Below are 10,234 nucleotides of genomic sequence, written 5' to 3' on the forward strand. Positions count from 1 at the left end.
GCAGGCGTCCCAGAAGCTCACGTAATTGACCGGGCGATTGGCATAGTCGGATGCGACGGAGTAGCGATAGTCATCCGGGCTGCCCGTCCGCTCGATCTTGCAGCCATAGGTGCTCGACCACATATTTGCGTTGTACAGCGCGTGCGTATCGGTCTTGGCTACGGCATTGAGGAACTCGCAGTACTGGCCGGCTGTCACTTCGTACGTGCCGATGTTGTATGAGTAGGGGACGGCCCCGTGGCCGGTCGTATCGGCTGTGTTCCCCGGGTCGCCAACCGGGACGGTATCGACGGTGATCGCCGAACCGGCCACCGTCAGCAATAAGAACGTACCTACCACCACCGTCAGGATCGTCTTCACGCCCGTACCTCCTGTAGAGAAGCTCACGCCACCGCTGCAGGGTTTGCAGGCCGCTGCGCAGTAAAAACGCGTGGGAGAAGGCCGACGCTCTCTCTCCACGCGTTTTTGTCATGTGGAGCATAGCGGTTTTTTGGGGAAGGAGTCAAGAGGGTTCGTTTGGGGGCATCAGGGTGAAAGGCGTTTTTCGCGGGCCGGGGCCGCCCTACGCGTTTCCGGCGTTGGGTTCGCGCGGGACGGTCTGGGTCCCCGCGTGCGCGGGGATGACAGAGAGGGAGGGTGACGCGATGGAGACGGGGAGAGGAGGCGGAGGGGAGGAAGGGCAGGTGGGTTGCCCTTCCTTCCGTCCGTTTATGTTAGGAGGTGACTGTCGAGGGTTAGTCCTTTGTTGGCGGGGTGGTGGGTTGGGTTGTGGGTTGGGCGGATTGGCGGAGGGCTTGGAATTTGTTTTGGTCGGTGATGAGTTCGGCGTGGCCGTCGGCGAACCCGACGGCGAGGCCGTGTTCGGGCCAGGTGTCGAAGGCTTCGTGGACGATCAGGGTCTTGGCGGGATCGGCGAGGCGGTCGAGCGGGGCGGCTGGGGGCAGGTAGACGTATCCGATCGGCTGTTGCGGGTGTTTGGGGTTGACCAGGAATTGCGGGTTGAGGACCTGGGATTGCGTGAGGTCGTGGAGGGAAGAGGGCGGCTGGCCGCTGCGTTTGTCGGCGTAGCTGTGGATGGCGATGAGGATCTGGCGGATGTGGTTCATGGAGGCGAGTTGTTCGGTTTTGTTTCGGGCCTGGTCGACGGCGGGCGTGAGGGCGCGGAGGAGGTCGTTGATCTGGGCGTCGTCGAAGGCGAGGGTCAGTTGGTCGTTTTCGACGGCGGGCGCGACGGCGGTGAGCCACTTGGCGGCGTCCGGCGCGGTTTGCGGAAGGTTGAGTCCCAGGACCATGGCGTTGAGTGTCCAGGTGAGCAGGCCTGAGATGGCGGTGGCGGCTTGTGGATCGGAGGCCTGGACGACGAGTTTGAGGGCGATGGCGGGCGGCGGGTCGATGCCGAGGGAGGCCCAGACGAGTCCGCGGGTCAGGACGGTGCTTGGGGCGGCGCCGACGGCGGGCGGGAGGGTTGGCATCATGGCTTCGATGACGCGGCGGCTGTCGTCGGTGAGGATGAGGGCGGCCTGAGCCGTGCAATCGCCGGTGGCGTTGAGGGCGTCGGCCAGGTGCGGGATTCGGGCGGGCTGAGTGGTGGTCTGGACGCGTTGGAGTTGTGCGGAGGAGCCGACGAAGACGACGTTGTCGATTATTTGTCCGACGACTCGGCTGGCGGGCGGGAGGGCGTCGGCGGACGAGTCTGGGGTCTGGCTACGGACGAGCATGTCGCGGATGGCCTGGGCGTCGGCGTCAGGCCGGATGGGGACGATGACACGGGGTTTGTCGGCGCCGGGGAAGTCGGCGAGGCTGACGACCATGTAGAGTTCGCGGCCGCCGGCGGCGAGGAAGTCGGCGATGAGTTTCTTGAGTTGTGGGAACTCGGGGTCTTGGGTGAGGGGCTTGTCGGCGAACTGGGAGAACCTATCGGCGATAGCGTCGAGGTCGATACGTGAGACGTCGAGCCGGACCACGGCGACGGTTTGTTCGTCGAGGAACGGATCGACGGGGGTGGTGGCGGCGGCGGTGCAAGTTGCACCGAGGAGGAACAGGCTGAGGATTTTGGGCCACATGGTATTTCTCCTGTCAGAAGGTCAACGGCTGATGGTTACGATGTAGCGCAGGCCGTGTTTGGGTTCGATGCCTTGCGGGGCTGGGGCGTCGAGGATTGCGCGGCCGTTTTCGAGCCGGTAGGCGAAGGGCCGGCCGGTGACGGGATCGAGGGGCACGGGCGCTTCGGCGACGTCGGCCAGGGACTCGGGCAGACGGCGGTCGTGTTCGGCGGCGTAGAGTCGCAGGGCTTCGACGGTGCGGAGGGCGGCGATCTGACGGTCCAGCTTGGCTGAGAGGAACAGGGCCCTTTCGAGGGCGGGCAGCAGGCTGTAGAAGGGATTGAAGTGTGTTGCCCTTAAGGTCTCGAACTCTCGCACGGCCTTTCGCATGCCGTCGCTTGCCTGTCCGTAGGGCAAATAGCTCCAGGCGGCGAGGCTCTGTTGGACGCGTTCATAGTCGTCGAGGTAGTAGATGAGGATGATCTGCTGGACGGGTTTGGCCTCGATCCGCTCGATGGTCCAGCCGTGGTCCAGGAGGTGGCGTTTGGCTTCGGGGTAGGCTTTGAGGGCCAGGAGGGTTTTTTCGATGGGCCATCCGGAATCGCTGGCGCTGCCGTCATCCATGCCGATGAGGCGGGCGAGCGCATCGATGATGGCGTCGCACTCGTCGGCGGTCATGGTGTGGGTTCGGATGTCGCGCAGCTTGGGGAAGGTCAAGTAGAGCAGGGCCATTTCGTACTGGTACGGCCGGCTCATCGAGGCCATTTGATCCGGCAGCGCGGTCAGGGCCCAGTAGAGGTTTGGGGCGTTTGGCGTCTGTACGAGTTGTTCGACCTGTTCGGCCATGAGGGAGCCGACGGCGGCGGCGACGAGCGCTTCGATGACGGTGGGCCCTTCGGCGATGTGTCCGGCCATGGCGAAACCGGTCTGGAGGTCGTCGACGGCGTCGTCGAACCGTCCGTCGAGGGCGGCCAGGCGGGCTCGCAGGGCCAGCGCCCTGGCCAGCGCCCGCAGGGATGAGAGTTCGGGCAGATGCATGGCGAAACCCTGGCTGAGCGGACGGTCCCAGTGGCATTCGCTGCGGTCGGCGGCCAGTTGGACGTAGCGGAGAGGGCCGGCGAGCTGGTCGATTGCGGCTTTGGCCTGGCCGCGATCGAGTTCGGATGCGGGTTTGGCCAGGAGGTCGGCGACGGTCTGGTTGAGTGTCTGGATGCCCTCGACGGCGGAAGCTTCGAGGGCGGCGCCATTGTAGAGGAGGGCGGCGTTGCCGGCGGTCTGGTCGAGGACGCCGGGCGCGAGTCGATACTTGAGGGTCGGAACGGGCGCAGCGGCGGGCGTGACGGCCAGTTCGACGATCCGCGGCTGGTCCTGTTGGTCGTTCTGGGTCTGGCCGATGGCCAGGGTCGTGGAGGCAAGCAGTGTCATGGCGCAGAGTATGGCCTTCATGATGGATCTCCGATCAGTTTGTCGAGGATGTTGGACTCCCAGGGCCAGCGGCCGGTTCGGTTCTGCGGAGGCGGACCGAGGAGGGTTTCGAGGTCCGCGTGCCGATCGGCAACCGGCGCGGCGGGCGGGTCCGGGAGGGCGGCGAGTCCCTTTTGGAGGACTTCGCGCCGGAGGGTGACGTAGTCGCCCGACGGATCGGGCGTCGCCTCGGCGGCTGAGGACGGAGCGAGGAGGACGGACGGCGCGAGATCGGCGGCGAGTCGCGGGGTCTGGGCCGGGTCCGGGCGGGTCGCCACGGAGAGCACCAGAGCCGCGGCGAGCCCCGCCGAGAGGACCGGCCAGAGGCCGCGCCCTTTGGGTTGGACCGAAGCGCGGCCGGCTTGGAACATCAGGCGATCGCGGTCGATGGCGACGTGTGCGGGCTGAAGGCCCGCGAGGGCCGCTTCGAGTTCGCGGTCGGCTGCGTTTAAGGGTTCGTGGTTTCGCATGGTCTATCCTCCATCATCCGTCGCAGTGACGCGAGGGCGGACTTGTATCGGCTAAAGAGCGTCGAGGTCGGGTCGTTGGTGACGGTTCCGATCTCGTCGAAGGTCAGGCCGCCCCAGATCTTAAGGATCAGCAGTTCGCGTTGCTGGTCGGGCAGTCGGGTCAGTGCGTCCTGGGCGGCCCGGGCGTCGATGAGGTCGTCCGGGCGGGCCTGGAACCAACCGGGCCTGTCGACCGCGGCGCGTTGCTCGTGGCTCTGGCGGCGGCTGAGCGACCGCGTACGGCTGATCGCGGCGTTACGGACGCTTCGGAACAGGTAGGCCCGCAGATTCACCGGGCGTCTGTGGTGGCTGACGAGGGCCAGGAAGACGTCCTGCACAGCGTCCTCAGCGGCGGCTTGGTCGAGCCATTGCCGGGCGTAGAGGACCATGGCGGCGGACCAGGTTCGGAAGCAATCGCTCAGTTCTGACGGTTCCAACCATGTCATGACATCGTCCACTCTACCTGCAAGACGCCGGCTGCGGGGATTTTTCCGAGATTCGGCGTGTCAGCGGGCGGTCGCATGGGTCCGCTGACGGTCGGGAGGAACATCGGGTCGGGCCGGGCATTAGCTGCTATTATGAATAAGCACCATTATAATACCCGCATTTGGCGATCGACAATGGCGTGTGTGCCGCAAGGTCGTGGAGAGGACCGTTGTCTGGGTGGACCTGGGAGATATGGACTGAAATCGGGGGTGAGGCGTGATAGAATGACCTTTGGCCCGAGAGGAGGAGTATGACGAATCTGGCGTTGGCGAATTTGCGACACCACCGGTTTCGGACCGCGCTGGTTGGGCTTGGTGTGGCGATCGGGGTGGGCATGCTGGTGACGATGCTGGCGCTTTCGCACGGGACGCTAGGCGAGGTGGCTCAGCGGGTCAAGAGCGTTCGCGCGGATTTGATCGTTTTGCCGGCCAAGAGTTCGCTGGTGTTCTCGGACGGGGCGCCGCTGTCGGACAAGTTTGAGTCGAAGCTGGGTGAGGTGTCGGTGGACGGCCGGCGGGTGGTGCAGCGGGTGGTGCCGGTGTTTCTGGGGATTGTCTCGGACATGGCGGGCCAGCAGCAGCGGGTGTTCGGCGTGGACGAGGGGGATTTCGACGTGTTCGCGGGCAACCGGCGGCTGGTGGAGGGGGAGGTTTTTCCGCAGAGCGGGGCGTTCAAGCGGCACGTGGAGGAACTGGCGGCGGCGGGCGAGTCGTATCATCCGGACGAGGTGGACGAGGCGGTGCTGTCGGCGGCGGCGGAGATGATTATCGACGAGCGGCTGGCGGCGGCGGGCGGGTACGAGATCGGCGATACGATCACGTTTCTGGGCCGGCCGTTTGCGATCTGCGGGGTTGTGGAGGCGGGTCTTGCGGGCCGGGTGTTTGTGCCGATCCAGGTGATCCGTCACATTCAGAACGCGGGGATGGCGTGGTCGAGTTTGTTTTTCTTGCAGGTGGATCGGGAGCTGGTGCGGTCGGAGTCGGAGGCGGGGTACAAGGGGTCGGCGGCGATGACGGTGGACGAGGCGGCGGCGCTGGTGTCGGGCGAGACGCGGCTTCGGGTTGAGCCGCTGGAGAAGTACGATCAGATGCTGTTCAACAGTTTCAAGCCGATCTACGTGTACATCAACATCGCGAACGGGATCGTGCTGCTGGTGAGTTTTCTGTTCATCATGGTGACGATGTACACGATGGTGCTGGAGCGTCGGCGGGAGATCGGGGTGTTACGGTCGATGGGGGCTGGGGCGTGGTATATCATGGGTCAGACGGTGGTTGAGGCGCTGGTGATATCGCTGTCGGGGACGGCGGCGGGGGTGGGGCTGGCGTTGGCGGCGAAGTGGGCGATCGAGCACTACCGGCCGCTGTTGACGGTGGACATCCGTCCGGCGTGGTTGGTGACGGCGGTGGCGGTTGGGATTGTGGGCGGGGTTTTGAGCGCGTTGTATCCGGGATACCGGGCGTTGCGGCTGGACCCGGTCGAGTGTTTGACGTATGAGTGAGAGCGTGACGAGCCAATCAGAGATCATCGTGTCGGCCCGGCGGGTGACGAAGTTTTACCGTCAGGGGAGTCAGGACGCGTACGTGCTGAAGGACGTGGATTTGGAGGTGCGTCGCGGGGAGTTCATCGCGATCATGGGTCCGAGCGGGTCGGGCAAGACGACGCTGCTGCACATTCTTGGGCTGATGGCGCATCCGTCGCGGGCGGAGAGCCTGATGATCGAGGAGACGGAGACGGTGGGGTTGGGCCAGTCGCGGCTGACGGCGTTGCGGCGGGACAAGATCGGCTTTGTGTTTCAGCGGTTCAATCTGCTGGCGGTGCTGAACGCGGCGGACAACGTGGGGATCGCGTTGAAGCTTCGGCGGGTGCATCCGGACCACCAGGTGGAGAGGCTGTTGGAGTTTGTGGGGTTGGCGTCGAAGCGGCATTTGAAGCCGGGTCAGATGAGTATTGGCGAGCAGCAGCGGCTGGCGTTCGCGCGGGCGGTGATTCACCGTCCGGCGATTTTGCTGGCGGACGAGCCGACGGGGAATCTGGACAGCGAGAACACGCGTCGGCTGATGGATCTGATGCACAGCGTTCGTCGGGAGTTCGGTCAGACGATCATCATGGTGACGCACAACCAGGATCTGGCGGGCGAGGCGGACCGGATGTGCATCATGAAGGACGGTCAGTTGTCGAATGGTCAGGTGGCTTAGGTACATTGTGGCGACGCCGAACGTGAAGCGTGACCGGCTTCACATGCGGGTGTGGTTCGCGGTGTATTGTCTGTATCTGGCGGCGGTGGCGTTGGGGAGTTTGTGGGCGCTGGATCAGAGCGCTCGGACGGGTGCGGCGTGGAGCGGGACGGTTTGGCTGTTGGGGCTGATGGTGTTTTACCTGTCGCTGGCTTCGACGTTCGTGCCGGTTCCGACGAGTTGGTTGATCTTGCTGATGGCGTCTCCGGCGGGCGGGTTGGTGATGGGACCGGTGTGGCGGGTGTTGGCGGTGGCGTCGCTGGGGGCGATGGCGACGGCGATTTCGCACGTGAACGAGTACCATCTGATTTGTTATCTGTTGCGGCTTGGGAAGATTCACCGGGTTCGGGAGACGCGGGCGTACCGTTGGGCGGAGGGGTTGTTTTCGGGGTCGCCGTTTTTGCTTCAGGTGGGGTTCAACGTGTTGCCGTTGCCGGCGGACCCGGCGCGATGGATGGCGATCGGGTGCGGGTATCCGCTGAGGAAGTTTTTCGCGGCGCACTGGACGGGTCGGTTCGTGCGGTACGGGTTGATGGGGTTGGCGGCGGAGGTGCTGTCGCTGACGTTGTGGGAGATTGTGGGGATTCAGGTCGTGCTGCTGGCGATCCCGGCGGCTAGAATTGTGGTTAAGCGGATGATGTCACGGCCGGAGGCTCCGGCTGATCGACCGGCTACTATAGCGGAGGAGCATGCCGTATGACGAGGTTGTTGACGGGATTGGCGGTTGCGGCGGCGGTTGTCGGCTTGGCTGTCGCGCAGACGCCGACGACGCAGCCGGTGACGACGTCGCCGGCGACGCAGGCGGTTTTGAGCGTTTCGCCCGAGGTGGAGGGCATTCTGGACGGCCTGGAGAAGAAGCGTCAGGAGATTCACACCTTTACGGCGGATATCAAGTACGAGCTGTACGAGGTGATTCCGGACGACCGGCGGGTTCAGCTTGGCGAGTTGGCGTACAAGGCGGAGACGAAGGAGTCGCCGTCGAAGTTCATGGCTCACTTTCACACGCTGATCCACGACGGGATGAAGATCAAGCAGAAGGAGTGGTTCTGCTTCGACGGGCACTGGTTTCGGGAGGTGCGTGACCGGACGAAGATGGTGATCGACCGGGAGGTGGTTCGGCCGGAAGAGCGGACGGATCCGTTCGAGTTGGGGAAGGGGCCGTTTCCGCTGCCGTTCGGACAGAAGAAGGCGGATATGATTCGAAATTTCGAGATCACGCTGGCGACGGGCGATGAGGCGGACAAGGATGACGTTCACCACCTGGTGCTGGCGCCGCGTGAGGATTCGCGGCTGGCGAAGGACTGCCGGCAGATCGAGTTCTGGCTGGAGCGCAAGACGCTGATGCCGCGGAAGGTTTTGACGGAGCATCGGGACGACAACGTGGTGACGGTGTGGTTCGAGCAGGTCAAGACGAACGTGGAGGTCAAGGACTCGCAGATGTGGGTTCCGCAGCCGTCGGGCTACAGCTATGAGCGGGAGGCGTTGCCGGAGTAGGCGGAGTAGCGGGTCGGGCGGGTTGTCGGCGTTCGTAAAATCCTTGCGGGTCAGGGTTGGTCCGCGGCGGCGGTTCGGTTATACTGGCCGGTTGAGTCCTGGGAACACCAACCGATGTGATGGCGGACCGGACGATGTCGAAGATCAAGTTCAAGTGTCAGTTCTGCGGGAACAAGGTGTTGGCCCCTGGGGAGAGCGGCGGGAAGCTGGGCAAGTGCCCGTATTGTCAGCAGCGGGTGTACATTCCGCTGCCGGCGGAGGAGGTGGAGGAGATTCCGATGGAGGAGGTGGATCCGTCGGAGGAGCAGCGCAAGGAGCGGCTGCGGCAGGAGACGTTGAAGCTGGAGGCCCAGCTTCTGGAGCATCGGGAGGTTCCGCCGTCGGCTGGGGAGACCCGTTCGCCGATTCCGCCGTCGCCGTCGGATGACGCGCCGATCCTGATCAACGAGTCCAGCGGGTCCGGGGAGAAGCTCGAGGGCCTGATCGAGAGCTACCTGGTGGCGATGGTTCGCGGCGAGCTGGACCGGGCGGACCATCTGGCCGGTCAGATCGCGGCCAAGGGGGAGAAGGCGGTCGAGACGATCGACGAGATGGCGATGGGCGAGCCGGGTCATCCGGAGCTTCGGGACGTGCCGCAGAACGTGGTCGCTGGTTTTTATCGGCAGTTGCGCAAGCAGGTGAAGGGTTAGCACGGAGCACGCGGAAGACGCGGAGGGGAAGAGTAGGGATTCGGGGTTAGGGGTCGGGGATTTGGGAGGAAGACTCCGCCGAGGGCGGCGGAGCTACATTGGCGGCGGAGGTGGATTGGCGGCGGAGTTGGAGGGGTTGATCCCCCCTACTGGTTGAGGATTTTTTTGAGCATGGCGGCGATGTTTTGGGGTTTGGCGTCGCCGGGGATTCCGTGGGCGGGGGCGATGATGTACCCGCCGCTGCGGCCGAGGGCGAGGAGTTTATCGACTTCGGTTTCGACCTGTTGGACCGTGCCGTAGGGCAGGAGCTGCTGGGTGCTGATTCCGCCCCAGAAGGCGAGGCGGCCGTGGTATTGGCGGTGGATGGCGTAGACGTCCATGACCTCCGGCTGGAACGGGTTGAAGCAGTCGACGCCGATGTCGGCGAGGTCGTCGAAGATTTCCTGGACGCGGCCGCAGCTGTGGATGAGGACCTTTTTGCCGGCCTGGTGGACGGCGCTGTATTGGCGGGCGAGTCGCGGCCGCAGGAATTGCCGCCAGCGCTGGGCGCCCATGATGAGTCCGGTCTGGCTGCCGAAGTCGTCGCCGAAGTAGACGGCGTCGATCTGCGGGCAGAGGCGGAGGGCGGCGTCGATGACGTCGAGGTTGAATTGCAGGACGCGGTCGAGGAGGGCTTCGGCGAAGCCGGGGTTTTCGATGAAGTCGAGGAGGAGTTCGGTGAGGCCGCGGAGGGTCCAGGCGCGTTCGTAGAGGCTGAAGTCAACGGCCATGACCTGGAACTTATCGGGATGTTGGCGGAGGGCGGCTTGGAGGCGGTCGAAGCGGCCTGGGGCGTTGGGGTCGGGCCAGGGGTAGGAGTCGAAGTTTTCGGGGGTCAGGGAGGGGATGGAGACGCCGATGTCCGGGTCGGCTGAGCGGTCCCAGACGACGCCGAATTCGTCGGTGTATCGGCCGTCGGGGTCGCGGACGCCGTATTCGATGCGGATGACCGGCGAGACGTGCAGGTCATTGTCGATTTGCTCGAAGAGTTCGCGTCCGGTTGGGTCGGCGCAGAAGCGCTGACGGGCGGGGATGGTGAAGCCGACGGCATAGGGCACTCGCGGGACTTCCTGGAAGGCCAAGGCCTGATAGACCAGCTCTCGTGAGATCATGGGCGGCTCCTTTTTGGCCGATATTATCAGGGCGGCGGGCCTTGACAAGCAAATACCTGTTCCGTAGAATTTGAAGTTTAAGCCGGAGTAGCTCAATGGCAGAGCACAGCTTTCGTAAAGCTGGGGTTGTGGGTTCAAATCCCACCTTCGGCTGTTTTGTTGCGC

Annotated in this window: 11 protein-coding genes and 1 tRNA gene; 6 read left to right on the forward strand and 6 right to left on the reverse strand. The window is 64.4% G+C overall.

All coding sequences use genetic code 11. The annotated features are described in order from the left end of the window. The 5 genes from GXY33_04875 to GXY33_04895 form a co-directional block, all read right to left on the reverse strand. Nucleotides 1–360: formylglycine-generating enzyme family protein (locus GXY33_04875; protein NLX04461.1), on the reverse strand; the 360-nt coding region annotated here is incomplete at its 3' end. Nucleotides 361–734: 374 nt separating this feature from the next. After that, complete coding sequence (locus GXY33_04880; GenBank protein ID NLX04462.1) at nucleotides 735–2,063, reverse strand: hypothetical protein; 1,329 nt, start codon at nucleotides 2,061–2,063, stop codon at nucleotides 735–737. Nucleotides 2,064–2,084: 21 nt separating this feature from the next. Continuing rightward, nucleotides 2,085–3,488, reverse strand: a complete 1,404-nt coding sequence (locus GXY33_04885; GenBank protein ID NLX04463.1) for a hypothetical protein — start codon at nucleotides 3,486–3,488, stop codon at nucleotides 2,085–2,087. Beyond that, the gene (locus GXY33_04890; protein NLX04464.1) at nucleotides 3,485–3,976 is read right to left on the reverse strand and encodes a hypothetical protein; all 492 of its coding nucleotides are present in this window, start codon (nucleotides 3,974–3,976) and stop codon (nucleotides 3,485–3,487) included. Before GXY33_04890 ends, GXY33_04885 begins: the two co-directional genes overlap by 4 nt. After that, entirely contained in the window at nucleotides 3,955–4,461 is a 507-nt protein-coding gene (locus tag GXY33_04895; protein ID NLX04465.1) for a sigma-70 family RNA polymerase sigma factor, read from the reverse strand. Before GXY33_04895 ends, GXY33_04890 begins: the two co-directional genes overlap by 22 nt. A 290-nt stretch (nucleotides 4,462–4,751) precedes the next feature. Here GXY33_04895 and GXY33_04900 point away from each other — a divergent pair, with 290 nt between their 5' ends. The 5 genes from GXY33_04900 (at nucleotide 4,752) to GXY33_04920 (ending at nucleotide 8,918) form a co-directional block, all read left to right on the forward strand. Continuing rightward, nucleotides 4,752–5,999, forward strand: a complete 1,248-nt coding sequence (locus GXY33_04900; GenBank protein ID NLX04466.1) for an ABC transporter permease — start codon at nucleotides 4,752–4,754, stop codon at nucleotides 5,997–5,999. A gap of 4 nt (nucleotides 6,000–6,003) precedes the next feature. Then, nucleotides 6,004–6,696: an ABC transporter ATP-binding protein gene (locus GXY33_04905; protein ID NLX04467.1), complete on the forward strand. Its 693-nt coding sequence runs from the start codon at nucleotides 6,004–6,006 to the stop codon at nucleotides 6,694–6,696. Further along, a complete protein-coding gene (locus tag GXY33_04910) occupies nucleotides 6,680–7,435 on the forward strand; it encodes a hypothetical protein (protein NLX04468.1) in 756 nt (251 codons plus the stop codon). The genes GXY33_04905 and GXY33_04910 overlap by 17 nt, the downstream gene beginning before the upstream one ends. After that, nucleotides 7,432–8,229 carry a hypothetical protein gene (locus tag GXY33_04915; GenBank protein ID NLX04469.1) on the forward strand — a complete coding sequence of 266 codons (798 nt, stop codon included), beginning with the start codon at nucleotides 7,432–7,434 and terminating at the stop codon, nucleotides 8,227–8,229. The genes GXY33_04910 and GXY33_04915 overlap by 4 nt, the downstream gene beginning before the upstream one ends. Nucleotides 8,230–8,363: 134 nt before the next feature. Continuing rightward, nucleotides 8,364–8,918, forward strand: coding sequence for a hypothetical protein (locus GXY33_04920; protein NLX04470.1), 555 nt, complete (start codon nucleotides 8,364–8,366; stop codon nucleotides 8,916–8,918). Between the two features lie 146 nt (nucleotides 8,919–9,064). Here GXY33_04920 and GXY33_04925 read toward each other — a convergent pair whose 3' ends face one another. After that, nucleotides 9,065–10,069 carry a hypothetical protein gene (locus GXY33_04925; GenBank protein NLX04471.1) on the reverse strand — a complete coding sequence of 335 codons (1,005 nt, stop codon included), beginning with the start codon at nucleotides 10,067–10,069 and terminating at the stop codon, nucleotides 9,065–9,067. 81 nt (nucleotides 10,070–10,150) lie between these two features. Between GXY33_04925 and GXY33_04930 the strand changes: the two genes are divergently transcribed. Continuing rightward, nucleotides 10,151–10,222 (forward strand) — tRNA-Thr (locus GXY33_04930). The last annotated feature ends 12 nt before the right edge of the window (nucleotides 10,223–10,234 follow it).

It is taken from the genome of Phycisphaerae bacterium, from assembly GCA_012729815.1.
Lineage (GTDB): Bacteria > Planctomycetota > Phycisphaerae > JAAYCJ01 > JAAYCJ01 > JAAYCJ01.